Origin of the sequence: Sphingomonas sp. FUKUSWIS1, from assembly GCF_000733135.1 — a bacterium.
Classification (GTDB): Bacteria; Pseudomonadota; Alphaproteobacteria; order Sphingomonadales; family Sphingomonadaceae; genus Sphingomonas; species Sphingomonas aerolata.
Genome location: NZ_JPJC01000021.1, coordinates 41,738 through 60,936, shown reverse-complemented (window position 1 = coordinate 60,936; position 19,199 = coordinate 41,738). Strand labels below are relative to the sequence as shown.

The window sequence follows — 19,199 nt, the reverse complement described above, 5'->3', positions numbered from 1 at the left end:
GAGCAGCCCGGTAGCTCGTCAGGCTCATAACCTGAAGGTCACAGGTTCAAATCCTGTCCCCGCAACCACCGATATAGAACTACAATCGCCGCCTTCACGGGCGGCGTTGTCGGTTGTGCAGCGTATTCATATCTCTGACCAGTTTTGCCCCTCATTGGCGTGGGTGTGGCATGAACTTTGTCATCTGTGACCCCAACGCCATAAGCCGCTGCTGGGCCAATAGACGCGAGGTTAAGCTACCTGTGCCTGCCGTTCAAAATCTGTAGAACTGTGATAGCCCAGGGTCGAGTGCCCGAGCTTGCTGCGCAGAACACCGAGCGCTTTTCAGAACCAGGACATCGGCTAGCCCCTCAGGTGACGCCAAGGACTCGAACGTTATATCATGCCCTCACTTGCAAAGCAGGTTATCGGGCAAGTCCAGATCTTGGCCAGCCTGCGACACCGCGGCGCGACACTCTCGCACCAGCTTCACCACATCAAGCTGAACTGCCGCCGTCGCAGGCTTTAAACTTTGCGTGTCACAATCCTGAGGTGGATATGTCAATCGTTAAGTATAGCGACCGCTCGTGGCCAGCCAGCGGGACCATTCTCTATCTTTGCTGGAAAACAGGAAACCATGAAGCCGTTGTAGGGTAGGCGGTCAAGGCTAGTGAGCTTTTCCATGTGGTAATAGCCGATGTCTCGGCCTGCCTTTGTTTCACCGCCTCGGCGGCACGGGAGTCCCGCATGCATGTTCGATGGTCGCTTCCCTTGCCAGCAAGCGCACAAGCTCGGCGAGCGCTTGTTGCGCTTCTGGTCCCTGTGCCAACATTATCCGTGCAGCGGCCATACCAGCGTTGTGTTACGGCTGTCCGCGGGTACGTACGAAATACACGTGATGTTACATGCCGGTTTCATGAAATCAGATAGTCCCCCGCCCGGATGCGACTGCCACAAGGCATCAGTCATCTGCGGCCGGAGCTCGGAGAGATACTCAGGGATCATCGTACATACGTGAAAGGCACTCTAGGGCGATCAGTAAAAGCACTTGCCTTCGGTGTAGGAATGACCCGCGTTGCCCTGTCGCGGATCGAAAATGTCCGCACTTGGTCAAAGGCGCAAACGCTCGACCGGATTATCCACGAGTTAGATATTGATTGGCCCGACGTGGCGGTGCGAGGGGTCGGTTCCGCGCCGTCGCGGCAATCCGCGGTGTCGGCCTCGAACCTCCAGGATCGAGCATGCGGAAGCTGGTTGATCGGCGGTCTTCACATGGCACGACGATGATCTCGATCGTCCGCGCGAAGATCGCCGCGTCGCTTTCAGCAATACGGTCCTTGCCGATCTCGGTGCTGGTCAGTTGCGCAACGATGAGGAGGAGTAGCGCGGTGGCCGATGTCGTGCGGTCGTACGATTTACCGCCACGTAGTTTTTTGAGCCACCCCGCGGTTTTCGGCAACACCAGACCTCGTGCATGCAAAACTGGTTGAAAGCAGCCTGTCTGCTTTCGGCAGGCGATCGGCATAAACGGACGTTCGTTGAGGAGAAGGGGCGGGGGGCCGAGTGTCGCTCCTTGGTGGAAAGCCGGCAGTCCGCATTAGGTAGCACTTTTAACGTAGAGCGCCGTATATTCAGGTGTGCCCCGTCGCCCTTCAAAGCGTCCTGATCCGGACGTAGTTCTGAACATCAGGGGCGGCGACGCAGTCGCGCCCCATCATGACCTGCGTACGATCAAACGCGCTATCGTCCGATCGGACGCGTCATTTCCGGGAGGTTCCAGCCTCGTAACGTCACCGCCGCCGGTGCCGCGCCGACCGTCTTTGGATAGCGGATTTCAATGCGCCGGGTCTCATCGGGCAGGAGCGCGACATAATTGTCGTTGTAGAATGCCGGCAGGATGCGCTTTCCCGCCGTATCGACCAGCGTCAGCTTCGCATTGAGCGCGGGCACCTTGGTCGCATTGGTGAGCGTCACGGCGACCATCATGTCGTCACCGACCGATATCGGGGCGGCGACCGAGCTGCTCAGGGTAACGCTCTGCAGGCTGTTGAGCATCTGATAGGCAGCCTCGTCCTTGCCGCGCCAGTAGAAATTCTCCGCAACCGTCGTGCCGGACTGATCGGTCATGTCGAGCTTGACCAGAAGCATCGGATGCGATGCGAACAGGCGGTCGAGTGGCACGGCGGCAAGCGGGGTTGCCGCATTCGCCTTTGCATCGAGACGATCCTCGCGGCTGAACAGTTCGGCATTGTCGAGCCCGACCACCCGCGTGCGAACGCGAAGGCCGGGGCGTGGCTCGCGGGTGGTATTGAGCACGACCAGTTCGTTGCCCGGCAGGTTCAGCTGAACGTGGAGCGGCTCCGCGGCCTTTTTCGCCCCGTAATATGCCGCATGGGTATCATAGTCCCAGCTGTAGATCTGCCATGCGTTCGACGGCCAGGCCGGGTGGGTCATCCACAGGAGCCGGCCGGAGTTCTTGGTCCAGAGATGGCCCAGAAACCCTTCATACATCGCCTTGTGCGTCTCGAGATTCATCATCTGCGCTTTCCGCTCGAAATCGGCGAAGCTCGTCGCAGGCCCGAACATCGTCGCCAGCGTCGTCATGAACGTCTTGGTGTCGCCGTTCCCGGCAAAGTGCCAGTCGTGATAGGCCAGCGTGTCGCTGAGCGGCCAGGTCTCGCTATCGGGCATGGTGGCGCGGACGGATTCAAGCGTCGAGAGCGACGGCGTTCCCGTTTCGACTGAGAAGCCGCTGGCCAGATCGGTGAAATAGCCCACCGGTGGCCGGTAGTTGTACGGCCCCGACCCCTGCAGGTTGACGACGTTCGAGCTGCCCGTAAACCAGCGCGTGCCATCCTCGCGCGCGATGAGATCGTCGAGCCCTTCGTTGAGCGCGGGATAGGGCACGCCTTCGTTGCGGCCGAACCACAGGATGATCGACGGGTGATTGCGATAGCGCCGCACGACGTCGTCCGCATTCTTCAGGAAGAGCTCTGGGTCCTGCGGCTCGACCTGGAAATTCTGCGTTGATTGCCAGAAATCGTTGAGCACCATCATGCCGGTCTCGTCGGCGAGGTCGAAAAACTCGGCTTCGGTGTTATTACCCATCCAGTTGCGGATGACGTTCATGTGCGCCTCCTTCTGGAGACGGAAATAGGGTGCCAGCCGGTCCCGGCCGACGCGTTTCATCGCATCGTCCATGCCCCAGTTGCCGCCGCGCGCCGCGATCTGCACGCCGTTCACGCGGATGGTCAAATGCGGCTCGGGCATCGTCTCCTCGACAGGCGTCACCGCCGGTGAGGTTTGGCCGGCGACGGTCAGCGACTCGGTCCACCCGTTCGGCGACTGCTTGATCGCTTCGTGACGGACGTCGATAAGACGTTCGCCGCGCAGGCTGCCATCGGTGAACTGCAGATTGACCCGCCGGAGCGCGCCCGCGGTATCGAACAGCGACAGGTCGTAGCTCACCTCACGGATCCCGAACCGGTCGGTACGCGTGTCCGACAGCCGGCCATCAGCCAGCGCCTCGAGCGACAATTGGTACAGCGCCTGCTCGCCATAGCCGTTCGGCCACCAGAGTTTCGGATTTGCGACGCGCAGCTGGGCGAAGTCCTTGGGCGAGAAGGCGACCTTCGTCTCGCCGGGCGATACGGTCACCGTCTTCTCGACATGCACGTCGCCAAACGCCGCGCGAACGGTGACGCTGCGCGGCGTGGTGCCGTCGTTGCGAACGGGGACGGTGATGTAAACATCGGCACGGTCGGTCCGTGGCAGCGGCAGGTCGGTGACGACCTGTGGGTCGAGCAGGCGGACGTCGCCATGCGCCAGCAGTTCGACCGGACGCCACAGCCCGGTGTTGCGGTCGCGGATGCCGGGAATCCAGTCCCACCCTTCGGTGGCGACGAAGGTCGGACCGTCGATGGCGAGCTGCCCGCCATTCTCGCCGACGCCGGCGCTGATCGACTGTTCGTGCGGAATGCCGGGATGGGGCGGCGGCGACACGCGCACCGCGACGACATTGTCACCGGCGACGGGGATGAGATCGAATTGGCCGCGGATGAATGCGCCGCGTGTGCTGCCGAGCTTGCGGCCGTTTGCCCAGACGTCCGCGGCATAGTTGATGCCGCCGAAGACGAGCGTAAGCCGCTTTCCGGCGGCTTCGGGCGGGACTGTGAAGCTGGTGCGGTACCAGTAATCCTGCCGGGCGAGGCTTTCGGGAATCTTGAGGTTATTCAACCCGTAATAGGGGTCGGGATAGACTCCGCGATCGACCAGCGTGGTCAGCACGGTGCCCGGCACGGTTGCGGCACGCCAGGTGCCGCTGGGCACGCCCGGACGTGACAGCGTCGCACCATCGTCGCGCACGTCCGGCGCGGCGGCGAGCTGCCAGCCGTTCACCAGCCAGCGGCCGTCGCGTGCCGGCGCCAACCCCGTTGGCGGCAAGGGCATATTTAAGACCGGCGGCGTGGTGGCGTCGCCGCGTGCCTTTGGCAGCGTCCACGGATCCTGTTGCTGCGTCAAACCGATATTGGCTTGTTTCTGGAGCGGCCAGCCGACGCCGACCTGCCAGAACTGGACGAGCGCGAAGTCTGGCTGCGCGCGGGCTTCGTCGGCCAGTGCCGCGGCGCTCCGCGCGCGCGCGTCGAACGTCGCGTTGGCCAGCGATCCGCCGAAATGCTGCTTCGCGCGGCCGGTGCCGGTAACGGGTGCCAGTGCCAGACGGGGCGTGACGGCGACCGAGCGGCCGGCGCGCGACGCGACCGGCCGGCCGTCGACATAGAGCGTCAGCGTGCGACCGTCCGACACGGCGGCGACATGCGTCCAGCGACCGGCGGCGAGCATGCTTCCGCCGGTGACGCGGACGCTGCCGTCGGCGCCGGTGACGCGGCCATCGACGAGCGAGAGACAGCGGCAGGCCCCTAGCGGATCGCCGACGGCCAGCAGGGTGCCGGTCATGCGCGTCGCACCGGGCCGGACCCAGGTCGACAGAGTCCAGGGCGCATCGGCGGCGACCCCTGCCTGCGCGCCGGTCAGGTCGCGCTCGACGCCGATCCCGCCGGCGAGGATGTCGACGTTATAGGGGCCGGCGTTGCCGATCGCTGCTGGCGCGGCGGCTGGCGCGGTTTGCGCTGCGACCGCGCCCGACAGGGCCGTTCCTAGCAGTAACAGGGTGGTCAGTGTCGCCAGTCGCATTAATAGTCCCTCCTGAGGTGCCGGCTTGGCAGTGCTGCCGGTCAATTTTGAGCCGCGGTATGCCGGGTCAGTGACCGACCTGCGGATCCTTTGTCCACAATCTTGCGGCACCGCGAACGCCGGAGGCGTCGCCCCAGCGTGCGGGCACGATACGGCCGTCCCACAGGTCGGAAAACGTGTGGTGGCGCACGACATCGGGCAGGCCAGCGTAGATTTCGGTGACGTTCGACATGCCGCCGCCAAGGACGATCACCTCGGGGTCGAGCAGGTTGACGACGAGCGCGAGCACACGACCGAGGCGATCGACATAGGCATCCAGCGCGGCGCGGGCCGCGGGGTCGCCGGAGCGCGCCGCGGCAACGATGTCGGGCGCGCTGAGCGCCAGCCCGTGTTCGGTGGCCGCGGCCCGCGCAAAGCCGGTACCCGAAACCCAGCTCTCGATGCAGCCCGACAGCCCGCACCAGCATGGCGGAGGATCGGCCTCGCGTCCGCCGGGCCAGGGCAGGGGCAGATGGCCGATCTCGCCAGCGATCCCGTGTGCACCATCAATCGCGGCGCCGGACAGCACAACGCCACCACCGACTCCGGTACCGATCACCAGCGCAAAGACGCTCTGTGCACCCTCAGCGGCACCATCGATCGCCTCCGACAGAGCGAGGCAATTGGCATCGTTGACCAGCCGTACGGGGCGACCGAGCGCCCGGGCGAGGTCCTCGCGAAAGGGGCGACCATTGAGATAGGTAGAGTTGCTGTTGCGCATGATCCCGGTTCGCGGTGACGGCGAGCCCGGTGCACCGATCCCGACCGTGCAGCGCGCGCCCCCGGCGTCGTCCGCCGCGGCGACCAGGTTTGATATCGCGGTCAGCGCGCTGTCGTAGCTGCCGGGATTGGGAATGCGTTGCCGCCACGCAGCCGCGCCGTTTTTCGAGAGCAGCACGGCTTCGATCTTCGTACCGCCGAAATCGATACCCAGCGCCGGTGCAGCATCTTCGCATACCAGCCCGCCGATGTTGGCAATGGTACCACTCTCCCCCACGATATCCTCCCCCCACGCTCGTGACCGCTGCACGGCCATCCCGATCGACAATGCCAGTTCGAAAAATAAACGCAAATTGATTATCCAATTGACGGCGCTTTGCGGCGCGGTAGAACACGGGTGCCAAGACAACGGTAAGTTGCGGCTGGCACGTGGGAGAGGGGTAGGGCGCCGCGGCGCCGATCAACTTCATTCTCGCAGGCTAAAGCGTTCGCCAATCGCTGGCGGTGTTGATTGTGAGGGAGAGGGTCGGAATGTTGCGCGCAAAATCCAAGAACATATTGATGGTCGCCGCGTCGGTGACGGCGTTGGTCAGCAGCAGTACTGCGCTCGCGCAGCAAACATCGACGACGCAGGGGGTGTTGCAAAGCGCGCCCACAGATCAGGCTGCATCGCCGTCCGCGGCTGCGGCCGATCAGGCGAGCGAAACGCAAACCCCGACCACCCCGACGAGTGATGCCGCCGCAGAAAGCGAGGACATCGTCGTTACCGGCATTCGCGGCGCGCAGCGGCGTGCGGTCAACCTGAAGCGCGATGCCGCGTCGGTCACCGATTCGATCTCCGCCGAAGACATCGGCAAGCTGCCCGACGTGACCATCTCGGATTCGCTCCAGCGTATCCCTGGCGTGCAGATCCGCCGCGACGCGGGTGAGGGGGCCGCAATCAACATTCGCGGCCTGCCACAGGTGACGACGCTGCTCAACGGCGAGGCCTATCTCGGCGCGCAGTCGATCACAACGATCCAACCGAATTTCAACGACATCCCGTCGCAGCTGTTCGCCGGCGCCGACGTCATCAAGTCGAGCACGGCGGACCTGCTCAACGCGGGCATCACCGGCACCGTCAATCTGCGCACGCGCCGTCCGTTCGACCTGAAGAAGGGCTTCACCTTCGCGGCTGCCGCCGAGGGCGCGTACGGCGACAAGACCAAGGAATTCGATCCAAACCTGAACGGCTTGTTCGGCTTCCGTGGTGAGAAGGTCGGCTTCCTCGTGTCCGGGGCCTATTCGAACCTGCATCTGTCGAACTCGCACAACGGCATCCAGGAAGGCTATGGCGCAGCGCTCCACAACGAGCAGTTCAACACTGCCGCCAACCCGACTGGCGACGTCAACCTGAGCAGCGGCTTTTCGCCCGCCAATCGTCCCAAGGGCACGATCGTCGGTACCGGCCGCGACGTGAACGGCGACGGTGACTCGAACGACGCGTTCATCGTCCCACAGGGTTTCACCGCCTGGGACAAGGTGAACCAGCGCGAGCGGATCGGTATCAATGCCTCGGCGCAGTGGGAGATCAGCGATGCGCTGACCTTGAACGCCGACGCGTTCTTCACCCGCCAGAACGAGAACGACCGGACTGCCGGCATCCAGATGCAGAACGTCAACTGGCAGGCGGCCGAATTCGTCCCGGGGCAGTCGCGTAACACGGGTTCGGTTGTTTCGCTCAGCAACGGCGGCGTGACTCGCGACTATGACCTGAACACCACACAAGTCTATAATTACGATCTCGGCAACTTCGACTCGTACGCGCAGAATGATCGCTTCAAGTCGCAGTCGCAGAACTACAATGTGGAACTCAAGTACGACAATGGCGGTCGCTTCAAGGCAAGCCTGCGCGGTATCTACGGCAAGGCCTATTCGAACTACGACCAGAGCTATCTGCAGTTCAGCCCGTCCAACGGCGCGCAGTGGCAGCCGGGCGGGATCGGTCATTATCCGACGGGAGACGTCGCGTTCAATCCCGGCGGCTATGTCGTCAACACCTTGGCGGGCGCGGCGTCGCTACCAGCGACGGTCGATTTCACCGGCAACCAGCCCGTGTTCACGCTGCCATCGCAGCTGACGAACGCGCTCGGCAATATCGACAGCTACACGATGAAGACGACCTCGTCGGAGGGCAATTACCGGCGCAAGGGCGACCTCAAGCTGATCCGCGGTGACGTCTCCTACGAGGCGAACGACAATGTCAGCCTGGCCCTGGGTGGCCGGTATAGCGAGCGCACGGTCGACGATTTCGAATTTGATCGCGCGGCACCGCTCTATGCCGGGCAGGCGTCGCAGGCGGGTGGCTGCCTGGTCAAATGGAAGGCATTCGACGTCCCCCTGAACGATGCCTCGTGCCGTGCCGGTACGGGCACGTTCGGGACCGCCAGCTTCGCTCCCTACACCGCAGGGCAGGTCCGCAAGGCGAGCGATCCGATCTTCAACGGGCAGGTCAAGCAGTACAACCTGCCGGGCGCTGGCCTGCCGCCGATCTACGTGCTGGATCCCAAGGTGATGGACAACGCGCTGGCGTTCCAGAACAGCTTTTATCCCGGCAACGTGGAAGTGCAGAACCCCGGCGCGTCGTTCAACGTCGGCGTGAAGCAGATTTCGGGCTACGCGCAGCTCAACGTCAAGGGCGACGTGTTCGGCATCCCGGTGTCGGGCAATGCGGGCCTCAAGGTCATCAACACCAAGCTCGACATCACGCAGTTCGTCACCGGTTCGCCACAGCCCTATGGCCTGGCCAATCTGAGCAACGGCACCGTCGAGACCAAGCGCAGCTTCACCGACTTCCTGCCCGCCTTCAATCTCGCGTTCAACCTCGTCGAGAATGTGAAGCTGCGGCTTGCCTATTCGAAGACGATGACGTTGCTCGACCTCAACCAATGGGGCGGCGGCCTTAACCCGACCTATGCGATCGACACGAGCAACCCCGGTTCGCCCGTGTTCCGCGTCACCGGCGGCAGTTCCAACGGCAACCCGCAGCTCGATCCGTGGCGCGCCACCAACGTCGAGGGATCGCTCGAATATTATATCGGCGCGAGCAGCCTGATCAGCGTCGGCGCCTTCTACATCGACGTTGCGAGCTTCATCCAGTCGGGCAACATCGTCCGCACCGACCTGCCCGACAATGACGGCGTCGTCCGCAACCGGACGGTCTCGATCAGCACGCCGGTGCAGGGCGATGGCGGGACGCTGAAGGGCGTCGAGGCAGGCTGGAAACAGTCGTTCAGCGACCTAGGCTTCATGCCGTCGATCCTGACCAACTTCGGTATCGACGCGAACATCACCTATTCGCCGTCCGACTCCGGCGCGGTCGATCTGAAGGGCGATGCGATCCCGTTCCAGGATAATTCGAAGATCCAGACCAATCTGGCGGGCTTCTACCAGGACGATCATTTCCAGGCGCGTGTCGCGTGGAATTATCGCTCTAAGCGCGCGGTGCAGCAGAATTTCGGCGGTATCCAGGGTCTCGAACTCTATCAGCAACCAACCAATTATGTTGACGCGTCGATCAGCTACGACTTCACGCCAAACCTGACGCTGTATGCGCAAGGGTCGAACCTGACCGGAGAATACGAGAAATACTATCTGACCTTCCCGGACGAGAAGGCCTACAACAACATTTACGAGCGCCGGTTCATGGCGGGTGCACGCTTCAAGTTCTGAGGCGTAATGTGTGACGCAAATGCCCGCCGGCTTTCATCGGGGTGGCGGGCACCTGTACGCCGGACTGCGTTGACGGGGAGTTGGTCATGACGGGCAGAACACCGGGTCCGGCATCCGCCCGCGGGCCGCTGCGCTCGATCGTCATCGTCGGGGGCGGCACGGCGGGGTGGATGGCGGCAACGTTGCTCGCCCGGCGGCTCGACCGCCAGCCGGTCAAGATCACGGTCGTCGACTCCAGCGCGATCGGCACGGTCGGCGTCGGCGAGGCGACCGTGCCGGGCATCCGCGATTTCTTCCGCGAAATCGGCGTCACCGAGCAGGAGGTGATGGCGGCGACGCAGGGCACGGTCAAACTCGGCATCGAGTTCGTCGACTGGAAGCGCGAAGGCGAGCGCTTCTTCCACCCGTTCGGCCTGTACGGCATGCGATCGCGCGGCGTGGCGTTCCATCATTACTGGCGCAAGATGAACGCTGCCGGTCACGCTTCGCCGCTGGCCGATTTCTGTCTCGCGACCGCGCTGGCGGAGCGCAACCTGTTCATGCCGCCGACCGACCGGCCGGTTCATGATCTGCTGTTTTTCGACTGGGCGGTGCACTTCGATGCCGGGCTATTCGCACGGTTCCTGGCGCAGAAGGCGATCGCATGGGGCGTCGAACACATCGATGCCACTATCACCGATGTGCGCGTCGACGGTCGCACGGGGTTCATCAGCGGGGTGGACACCAGTTGCGGCAAGGCGATCGACGGCGATCTATTCATCGACTGCTCGGGGTTCCGGTCGCTGCTGCTCGGCGGCGCCCTGGGCGTGCCGTATGAAGACTGGACGAACCTGCTGCCGTGCGACCGGGCAGTGGCGATGCCATGCACGCGATCGGGGCCGCTGACCCCGTATACACGCAGCACCGCGCTCGAAGCCGGTTGGCAGTGGCGCATCCCGCTCCAGCACCGCGTCGGCAACGGGTATGTCTATTCGAGCCGTCACATCTCTGACGACGAGGCGGTCGCTACGCTGAAGGGGAGGCTCGAGGGCGAAGCGCTAGGCGAGCCAAACATGATCCGCTTTCGCACTGGGCGGCGTACGGCCTTCTGGCAGGGGAACTGTGTCGCACTTGGTCTCGCCGCGGGCTTCATGGAACCGCTCGAATCGACCAGCATCACGCTGATACAGACGGGTATCGAAAAGCTTCTCGCCTTGCTGCCCGATTGCGGGTTTGATCCCGCGCTGGCGGAGGAATATAATCGCACGACCGGGCTGGAATATGAGCGGATCCGCGATTTCCTGCTGCTCCATTATTTTGCCAATGTCAGGCGTGGAGAGCCGATGTGGGATCGCTGCCGCGACACGGCGCTTCCCGAGGCGCTGGCGCACAAGCTCCGGTTGTTCAAGGCGCGCGGCCATCTGGTCCGGTATGAGTGGGAATCGTTCCAGGATCCGAGCTGGCTGTCGATGTATGCAGGCTTCGGGATCGACGCGGCCGCGCATGATCCCGGTGCCGACCATTTCTCGGTTCCGGACCTTGAATCGGCATTTGCCCGGATGAAGGAGTCGATTGCACAGGCTGTTGCGCTCGCGCAGCCGCACGACGCGTTCCTCGGCCTGGCTGCGCGCAGTCCGGGGCTCGCGCAGCCTGCCGAGCCGGGCGGCCCTCCTGATCGCCTGATGATGCCGGCGCGTTAGGGAGTGTCGCGCAGCGTGCAGATTGGCCCGCGCAGGTCTCGCCGCGCAGCCGGGCCGGTCTGTTCGAACGCCATGTAAGCGCGCGTGTCGACCGAATAGCGCGCCCATAGGGGCAACCCGGCGCTGTTGGGATTACCGGTTCTGACGAAGTTGACCCAATAGCGTTGCAGCGGCGGCTGGCCGGGTTGCGGCGGGTTGAACACATAGCCGATCTCGCTTGCATGGCTGACCGTGCCGCCAGCCGGCGCGTAGTCGAACTGATACTGCCACACCGGTACACCGATGCGTGCGAATGCCTTGGAGACGGCGATCGTCGGACAGCGAAAGGTCACGTCATCGGCGATCTGCGCGGTGACGTCACCCAGGCGCAGATCATCGACCGGCGTGCCGCCTCGCTGGAAACCGTAGAGATCGAGCGCCCGGTCGGCGCCCGCACCGAATTCGCGTCGAACCGTCGCCTCCGCCGCCGCGCGACCGCCATGTAGGGGCAGTTCCTTCGCGTTGACGCCGATGACGAGCGGCGTCCGTGCGAACCGGCCGCTCGCCAGCAGCTTGGCGGGCGTGTCGGTCAGGACGCGACCGTCGATTACCGCCTGCAACCAGATGAAGCTGTCATCGTCCAGATCGGGAACATCGACTGCGTCTTGCGCCTCCAGGATTTTGTCGACGGACAGGTTGCGGAGCTGGGCGGTCGGGGCCGTATCCGGCAGTCCGGCGGCCCTTATGAGACGTTCACCCAGGCGTTCGTTCTGCGCGAGCGTGCGCGGCGCGACGCCGAAACCGGGCGTTCCGCTTTCTTGGATCGCCTGCGCGAACAATCCGCGCGAAGCCGGGGCCAGCTGGTGTAGCGCGACGTCCTGCGCGCCGGCGGATTCCCCCGCAATCGTGACGCGCTTTGGATCGCCCCCGAAGCGCGCGATGTTGCGCTGGACCCAGGCGAGCGCCGCCTGCTGGTCCATCAGCGCGTAATTGCCCGAATGCCCGCCCTGTTCACGGCTGAGGGCGGGATGCGACAGGAAGCCTAGCGCGCCGAGGCGGTACTGGACACTCACCAGCACGACGCCCGCTTCGGTGATCCGCGATTCGACGGTGCCGCCCCCGGCGCCCGCGCGATTGCCACCGCCGTGGATCCATACCAGCACCGGCAGCGCCGCGGTCGCGCTCGACGTCGGCGTGCGTACGTCGAGGAACAGGCAATCCTCCGAGCTATTGATCGCCGCGTCCCGGTTCCAGTCGCCATAGACGGGTTGCGGACAGGCCGCATGGGTCGCAATTGCCTCGACAGGTTCAGTCCAACGCGTCGGCCGTTCGGGCGCGCGCCACCGCAGCGGTCCGGTCGGCGGTTTGGCGAAGCGGATGCCGCGGAACACTGCACCGCCGTTCGCAAGCGCCTCGCCGCGGACCGGACCATCGTCGGCGCGCACCACCGGGCCGGCGGTGACGGCTGCGAGCGCCAGCGCGAGGACGATCACTGGGCGAGCGCCTTTGGCGCCGGCTTGGCGAGCGACGCGCGGATCGCCGCTTCGGCAACCGGTCCCATGACGGCATATCCCGCCTTGTTCGGATGGACGCCGTCATAGGTCAGGCTCGCGCGGAACCCCTTGCCGTCGTGTAGTGCCGTCCAATAATCGGCATAGGTAGCGCCGGTCTGCGCAGCATATCCCTTCAACCAGCTATTCATCGCCACGATCTTGTCGGCGGTTTCGAGGCCGGGCCGCCACGGAAAATTCGCGGCGGGCGGGATCGAGGCGAGGATCACGCGGATCCCGTGCGCGCGCGCGAGTTCCGCCATCGTCATGATATTGGCCTTCGACTGGTCGGGCGTCATCGGCCCGGTATTACCGGCGATGTCGTTGGTGCCGGCCATGATCTGTACGACTGCGGGTTTCAGATCGATCACGTCCTGGCGAAAGCGCAACACCATCTGCGGCGTTGTCTGCCCGCCGATCCCGCGTCCGATGCGGTTGTTGTCGGTAAAGAAGGTAGGGGCCATGTCGAACCAGCCCTGCGTGATTGAATCGCCGATGAAGACGACGCGTGGGCCCGCCATGCCGGCAGGCAAGGCCGTATTGGCCTCCATGTAGCGGCCGAGCCATGCCCAATCGGTATGCAACCGCTCCTCCGCTTGGCGCGCGGCGCTGGCCTTCACATCATCCGTCTTCGCGATTGTCGGTGCGGCCACTGCTGCCAGAGACAAGCTGAGTAAGATCGTTTTCATATTGCGCTCCGGAATTCTCGCAGCGCTATCGCATAATGAGACGGCAAAGCTAAATTTTGTGCGACCTGCCAACGATGGGTTGTGGTGCCTTATCCTTACACTGATCCAGGGCAGCGTGGGTTTGGCAGAGCGTGGCGCCACGACGGCCTCCACCTTGTTGCCTGCGATCTGGCAGCACGCTTGGGGCGGCGGTGCTGGGCACTGTGCTTACCAGCCTAGAACGCGGACCCGCTGGGCCGCTGCAACAGGTTCAGTAGATGCTCGTGGGGCAGGGGTCGGCGGCAAGCACAGTGGCGAAGTGGGCAGGGCTAGCGCGCGGCCTGCACCTGACGTTCTGGGGCGTCCTGATAATCGTAGGCGTCACGCTCGCGCACTCGGTGTTCGTGCCGCAAGCGACCAAGGAGCACAGCGCGCCAACCTAAACCGATGTCTGATTGCGGGCAGCAGAAGGAGCGGCATGAAAGTCTGCCTGTGGGTCGCCGCAGCCGCAGCTGCTGAATATGACGTTGTTGTGCGGACGTCTGATACTGGAATGGGCAAAACATGCGAATTAAGCCCTAGCTTCAATCGCCGCCAAGATTGCGGATTCTGTACGGCCCTGAGCGCTTTGCAAGCGGCTTTCCCTTCCAGCTAAGCTGTACCAGCCCGTCGCTGACTAGCTCGTCTATCGCTTCGTGGACTGCAGGCATTGCGCTGCGCCAATCCTGTGCCATTGAACGGGCCACCTCGCTTGGGCATATCGTCGCCCCGGGTGCGCGGCGCTCGAGCAGGGAAAGAGTGGCTGCCTTCGGATCCGTCATCCAGACTGCGTCGACCGCGCACTCCGGCTGGTCAAGTTGCTATTGGCATTCGGTGCCTTCCAGATCTTGGTCGGCGCCATGCGGGCTAAGTAAAGAGCAACTGACCGCCGCGCGCGCAGCGCGGAATCGAGCTTATAATCGCGGCGAAGATCACCGCTTTGTGGGGCCAGCCCTCATATCAAGGCGAGCAACGATCGGTCCGAACACACGATGTCGACAACTCTACCCTTTTGGGTGAAGGCGCCGCCCTCAAAGGCGGCACCTTCAAATGCAGACATAGACGCTGGACGTGGTGCTTTTGCCCTAAGCAACTAGGAGCGGACGACAGTCCCCCCGCTCAGGCGACAACGAGTTCTGCAGCGGTCAAATCCTGTCCCCGCAACCAACCACGACAGCCCCGAAGCGAAAGCTCCGGGGCTGTCGTGGTTATTATGCCAGCGCGTAGTGCGAATATTAAGACCAACTCGCCCCATAGCTAAGATGGTGGAATCAGGTCTGGTCAAAGCCGGAGCGCTGGAACGTGCCTGCCCAAATTTGGCATTCGTTCACCGTGGTCGATGCGACGCCGTAGCGATGCTCGACAGATCGATTGTCGGATCGATCGGCACGCCGGCATCCTCCCGTTCCGAATACCGGTCGACGAGCTGGGCCGCGTGAGGGCGGAGCACGACCGTGAAGCGGACCATCTTCTCCATCTTCGCAAGGCCGATCTGCCGGTCGAGATTCGCGAGTCCGACTTCACGATCCGGGCGGATGCTGACCGTCTCGGTCTCCAGGCGCTGCGTCTCCACCTCATACCCTGCAAGGAATGCCGCGACGATATCGTCGCATATGGGTCGAGCCCACAGAAGAGCTACAGGGCGGTCAGTGAGTTAGATAAAGGTGTGTCGCCACCAATTGGCCGACGTTTGCAAAACTTTACTCGGTACACATCTTGAAGCCAAGGCGCTCTGCCATTGCAGAGCGGCCAACGAATAGTTCGTCGGCTGAATTGGATGGAGCGCTGTGCAATGAACCGATATTTTCAACGACGCCGGACGGTTGCCGGGCTGCTGGCCGTCGTGGCCGGGACCGCAGCGATCGCCGGTGCTGGCCTAGCCTCGGCGGTACCGCCCCTACACGGGCCGCCTGGCCATTCGGCAACAGCGGATCCTGCGATCAACGACGCGCACTTCAACAAAATGCTAACGCAACTTCTGCCTGACGGCACACCCAAGCAAAGGGCCCAGCTGAAGCTAATCGCCAATTCGGTCCATACCGATCTGGATGCCTTTCACGCAGAGTTCCTGACCGCGCACCAACGTACATACATCCTGCTGTTGCAGCCGTCGATCGATCGCGCCGGGTTGGAGGCATTGCGTGTCGAGCAGGTGCAGCAGGCGGACCGTGCCTCGCGGCGGATCGTCCAAGGGCTGGCCGACGCGGCCGAGGTGCTGACACCATCACAGCGCGTCCGATTGGCTGCTCATCTCAAAGCGGTCCATCACAAGGGAGCAGGGCTGTGAGCCCCTTTTTGGTTGGCATATGCATACTGGCCGTCTCAGGCGACGCCCCGCCGCTGACGTCGCCGTCAAGCCAGACCCTGATAGAACGCGTCAGCGTTGCCGATCTCGATCTACGCGGCGAAGCCGGCCGGGCAACCCTTCAGAGGCGCATCCATGGAGCAGCGCGTCGGGTATGCGCCACCCAGGGTGTTTTGCCATTGGCGATGAACCTGAGCGAGATGCGCTGTACTCGAACTGCCATAGCCCGTGCTTCGGCTCAACTTGACCAGATTGCTGCCGCCCATGCGGCAGAAGCGGTCGAGATCGCAGCACTCGTGGTCGACACAGGTCGCTGACGGCACGCGATCGTCGGACCTGGCCTACAGGCTTTGTGCATTGAGCGAAGCCTGTATGGTCTGCTGGACATCCCTGCATCATCTTCCGAAGGCTAAGGCCATCATTCAGCATATCCTGATGATTGAAGACGATTGCCGCCTGGCGGCGATGGTGAAGACCTATCTGGCCCAGCACGGCTATCTCATCGCGCACGCCACGACCGGCGAGGAGGGCCTAGCCGCGTTGCGCGACCACGAGCATGCGGGGTTCGCGGCCGTGCTGCTCGACCTGATGCTCCCCGACAGCGACGGGCTCGACATCTGCCGTCGCATCCGCGCACTGCCGTCGCCCGCCGGCGCGGTGCCGATCGTGATGCTCACGGCAAAGGGTGACCCGTTCGACCGCGTAATCGGCCTGGAGCTAGGCGCTGACGACTATCTTCCCAAACCGTTCGAGCCCCGCGAGTTGCTGGCCAGGCTACGCGCCGTGCTGCGCCGACCGGCCCTGGCGGCGGCGGACAGCCTGCCGCGACTGCGGTTCGGGCGGCTGGAGATCGACCGCGATGCGCGCGTGGCACAGCTGGGCGGGCAGGGTTGCCCGCTGACCGCCTATCAGTTCGATCTGCTCGTGGTGCTCGCCGAGCGCGCCGGTCGCGTGCTGTCGCGCGACCAGCTGATCGACGCGTTGAAGGGCGGAAGCCACGAGCCGTTCGACCGATCGATTGACGTTCATATCGGACGCCTGCGTGCCGCCATCGAAGATGATCCCAGGCAGCCTCGGCGCATCATCACCGTGCGCGGGTCAGGTTACGTGTTCGCAAGGGTGCAGGATGGCTGAGCCTGACGTGCTGGACGGAGACAGCGGCCGACCCCGCCTGATGCAGCGCCTGTATTGGCGGATCTATCTCGCATTGCTGGCGAGCCTAACCGCGGCGGCAACTCTCTTTGGACTGGCGCACCTGCGCTACGGCGCGGCGCCGGCGGCCATGCAGGGCTTCCGTGGCCATCTCGCCATGCTGGTGCTGCTGCTGGCGATTGCGGTGGTCGTGGCGGTCGCTGCATTCCCCGTCGTTCGCCGGCTCACCCGCCGGCTCGAGCGGCTCCAGGCCAGCGTCGATGCCTGGGGGACAGGCGATCTGTCGAGCCGGGTTGCCGTCGAGGGGCGCGACGAAATTGCGCGGCTGGCAATGAGCTTCAACCAATCGGCCGGGCGGATCGAAGCGTTGATGAGCGCGCAGCGGATCCTGCTGGCCAATGCCTCCCACGAACTGCGATCGCCGCTTGCGCGTATCCGCATGGCGATCGAGTTGCTGTCCGAGGCACCGTCCGTCGCAGTACGCGCGGAGTTAGCGCGCAATGTGATGGAGCTCGACCAGCTGGTCGAGGAAGTGCTGTTGGCGAGCCGCCTCGACGGGACGTCAGTGCATGTGAATTCGCGAACGGTCGTGGATCTGACCGCGCTCGTTGCCGAAGAATGTGCGCGCGCGACCGCGCGGTTCGCGGGCGTGCGCGTGAAGATGTCCGGCGACGCAGTCCTTCTGCGGCGGATGATCCGCAATCTCCTCGAAAACGCGCAACGCCATGGCGGCGGAACGCCGATCCTCGTCACGCTGACCGCCTGCGCAAATGAGATCGCGCTTGAAGTCCACGATGGTGGCGCAGGCGTCCCGCCGAGCGAGCGTGAGGCCATCTTCGCGCCGTTCTACAGAGCACGCGGCGCGAACGAGGGTGATGGCGGACATGGCCTCGGTCTCAGCTTGGTCCGTCAGATTGCACGGCAACACGGAGGTGAGGTGCGCTGCATCGCAGCCGAGGCGGGCGGTGGTCGGTTCAGGGTGGCATTGCCGAGATGAACAGCTCTGCCGCAATGCCGCCCGAAAAGAGGCCGGGAATCTAAACGAACGGACGACCGAAGTTCGGGGAGCACATAGGGCGCGAACGCCCGCTTGTCGGTCAAATCTGCGAAAACGACGCCGGACTTAGGATCTGGTTGTCTATTCCGGTGGTGATTTCGCGGTCGGTAAGGCCCGGCGTCGAGATAAGCCGGCGCCAAGCCGGATCCGACCCGAAGGCACGCCAGTTTCGTTCACGGGTCGCAAGGTCGGGAAAGATCAGCAGGTAGGTCAGGCTCGGCAGGCGAGCTCCGGTGAGGTCCTGGGCGAAAAAGACCGGCGTTAGGCCAGTTCGACGGAATATCTCGATCTCACCGCCCGTGTCGAACATCCCGATCTTCGTCATTCCTGCCGCGTCGCTATGGCTGAAATACGTCCTGAGTTCGAATATGCGGGGCGTGTTGCTGCTCGAGGCGTCGGTCAATTCGAGACGAGGAAAGTGAGGGAACGCGCGCATCAGCTTCACCTCGAGGGCCGCGTATGGCGGCGCGTCGGGCGTCGCCTTCAAAAACGACCCGGCAGCCGTGGTGTAGCTTGGATCGGCGATGAGCCTGCCGGGCAACGCCACGAAATCCTCGATCGAGGGATAGGGGACGAGAACATGGACGCTTGGACTTGCGGATCCGATCGCGACCGTAAATACACCCACCGGCCCGCAACCCGCGCGTCGTGCTGCTGGTATAAAGGCGTTCCTGAGATAAGCGTCCAGACGGTCCTTCATGGGGCCGTTTACCAGCCGATAGGTCCGCAGTTCGTAGATTCCCAAGGTTGCTGCCGCGTCGCGGGGCTGAGCCTCAGCCTCGACAGTTGCGAGCGCCACGCCGCCCATAGCGGCACCTGCGAGCAACGAACGTCTATCAATTGGATATGCCATCATGTCCTCGCAAAGCCGTCCGGGCCAGTCGAGCGCAAGCCGCAACCGTCGTCAATCCGCGATGTCTGCCCGCTGATGATTGACCTGCGCCGACCGCGCGGCATTCCTGCGTCCAATGGGTCAGCTGGGGGACGTTAACTGATTCAGCGCTATGATATCTGGATAAATGCTGACAGCGCCTAATCACCGAAGGAAGCTGTTCAGCTAATGTGTAAGTGCGATCAGAGTTGAGGACCTGAGACTGGCAACCGAACGGCCGACACTTGGTCAGTCCA

The 19,199-nt window shown here is 63.6% G+C and carries 14 protein-coding genes and 1 pseudogene; 7 read left to right on the top strand and 8 right to left on the bottom strand.

The features are described from left to right. Positions 1-190, top strand: a 190-nt coding sequence (locus sphsw_RS20190; protein WP_235188260.1) for a hypothetical protein, incomplete at its 5' end; no start/stop codon positions are given. Positions 191-1,114: 924 nt separating this feature from the next. Here sphsw_RS20190 and sphsw_RS19170 read toward each other — a convergent pair. The 3 genes from sphsw_RS19170 to sphsw_RS02485 all read right to left on the bottom strand — a co-directional run bounded on the left by sphsw_RS19170 (position 1,115) and on the right by sphsw_RS02485 (position 6,283). Beyond that, a complete protein-coding gene (locus sphsw_RS19170) occupies positions 1,115-1,441 on the bottom strand; it encodes a hypothetical protein (RefSeq protein ID WP_152555357.1) in 327 nt (108 codons plus the stop codon). Between the two features lie 278 nt (positions 1,442-1,719). After that, positions 1,720-5,172, bottom strand: a complete 3,453-nt coding sequence (locus tag sphsw_RS02490; protein WP_031439223.1) for a glycoside hydrolase family 2 — start codon at positions 5,170-5,172, stop codon at positions 1,720-1,722. A gap of 67 nt (positions 5,173-5,239) precedes the next feature. After that, positions 5,240-6,283 (bottom strand): ROK family protein, encoded by a 1,044-nt coding sequence (locus sphsw_RS02485; protein ID WP_235188259.1) that lies wholly within the window; start codon positions 6,281-6,283, stop codon positions 5,240-5,242. A gap of 179 nt (positions 6,284-6,462) precedes the next feature. Here sphsw_RS02485 and sphsw_RS18575 point away from each other — a divergent pair, with 179 nt between their 5' ends. Beyond that, positions 6,463-9,642, top strand: a complete 3,180-nt coding sequence (locus sphsw_RS18575) for a TonB-dependent receptor (RefSeq protein WP_042466352.1) — start codon at positions 6,463-6,465, stop codon at positions 9,640-9,642. 86 nt (positions 9,643-9,728) lie between these two features. Further along, the gene (locus sphsw_RS02475; protein WP_042466351.1) at positions 9,729-11,321 is read left to right on the top strand and encodes a tryptophan halogenase family protein; all 1,593 of its coding nucleotides are present in this window, start codon (positions 9,729-9,731) and stop codon (positions 11,319-11,321) included. Here sphsw_RS02475 and sphsw_RS02470 read toward each other — a convergent pair. The 4 genes and pseudogenes from sphsw_RS02470 to sphsw_RS20845 all read right to left on the bottom strand — a co-directional run. Beyond that, positions 11,318-12,793 (bottom strand): carboxylesterase/lipase family protein, encoded by a 1,476-nt coding sequence (locus sphsw_RS02470; protein WP_031439219.1) that lies wholly within the window; start codon positions 12,791-12,793, stop codon positions 11,318-11,320. The two genes, sphsw_RS02475 and sphsw_RS02470, sit on opposite strands and share 4 nt — an antisense overlap. Continuing rightward, positions 12,790-13,680 carry an SGNH/GDSL hydrolase family protein gene (locus sphsw_RS02465; RefSeq protein WP_235188258.1) on the bottom strand — a complete coding sequence of 297 codons (891 nt, stop codon included), beginning with the start codon at positions 13,678-13,680 and terminating at the stop codon, positions 12,790-12,792. Before sphsw_RS02465 ends, sphsw_RS02470 begins: the two co-directional genes overlap by 4 nt. 422 nt (positions 13,681-14,102) lie before the next feature. Then, complete coding sequence (locus tag sphsw_RS18570) at positions 14,103-14,339, bottom strand: DUF3253 domain-containing protein (RefSeq protein WP_081874081.1); 237 nt, start codon at positions 14,337-14,339, stop codon at positions 14,103-14,105. 545 nt (positions 14,340-14,884) lie between these two features. Next, positions 14,885-15,034: pseudogene (locus tag sphsw_RS20845) on the bottom strand (arsenical resistance protein ArsH); the annotation flags it as partial. Between the two features lie 315 nt (positions 15,035-15,349). Here sphsw_RS20845 and sphsw_RS18565 point away from each other — a divergent pair. The 4 genes from sphsw_RS18565 to sphsw_RS02445 are packed head-to-tail and all read left to right on the top strand — an operon-like array spanning position 15,350 to position 18,011. Beyond that, positions 15,350-15,844: a periplasmic heavy metal sensor gene (locus sphsw_RS18565; protein WP_052149105.1), complete on the top strand. Its 495-nt coding sequence runs from the start codon at positions 15,350-15,352 to the stop codon at positions 15,842-15,844. Further along, positions 15,841-16,179 carry a UrcA family protein gene (locus sphsw_RS20840; protein ID WP_160172592.1) on the top strand — a complete coding sequence of 113 codons (339 nt, stop codon included), beginning with the start codon at positions 15,841-15,843 and terminating at the stop codon, positions 16,177-16,179. The genes sphsw_RS18565 and sphsw_RS20840 overlap by 4 nt, the downstream gene beginning before the upstream one ends. Further along, positions 16,127-16,996: a winged helix-turn-helix domain-containing protein gene (locus sphsw_RS02450; RefSeq protein ID WP_213014498.1), complete on the top strand. Its 870-nt coding sequence runs from the start codon at positions 16,127-16,129 to the stop codon at positions 16,994-16,996. The genes sphsw_RS20840 and sphsw_RS02450 overlap by 53 nt, the downstream gene beginning before the upstream one ends. Continuing rightward, positions 16,989-18,011 (top strand): sensor histidine kinase, encoded by a 1,023-nt coding sequence (locus tag sphsw_RS02445; RefSeq protein WP_052380806.1) that lies wholly within the window; start codon positions 16,989-16,991, stop codon positions 18,009-18,011. Before sphsw_RS02450 ends, sphsw_RS02445 begins: the two co-directional genes overlap by 8 nt. Before the next feature lie 100 nt (positions 18,012-18,111). Here the strand turns inward: sphsw_RS02445 and sphsw_RS02440 are convergent, their stop codons facing one another. Beyond that, the gene (locus sphsw_RS02440; RefSeq protein ID WP_160172591.1) at positions 18,112-18,924 is read right to left on the bottom strand and encodes an NIPSNAP family protein; all 813 of its coding nucleotides are present in this window, start codon (positions 18,922-18,924) and stop codon (positions 18,112-18,114) included. Between the last annotated feature and the right edge of the window lie 275 nt (positions 18,925-19,199).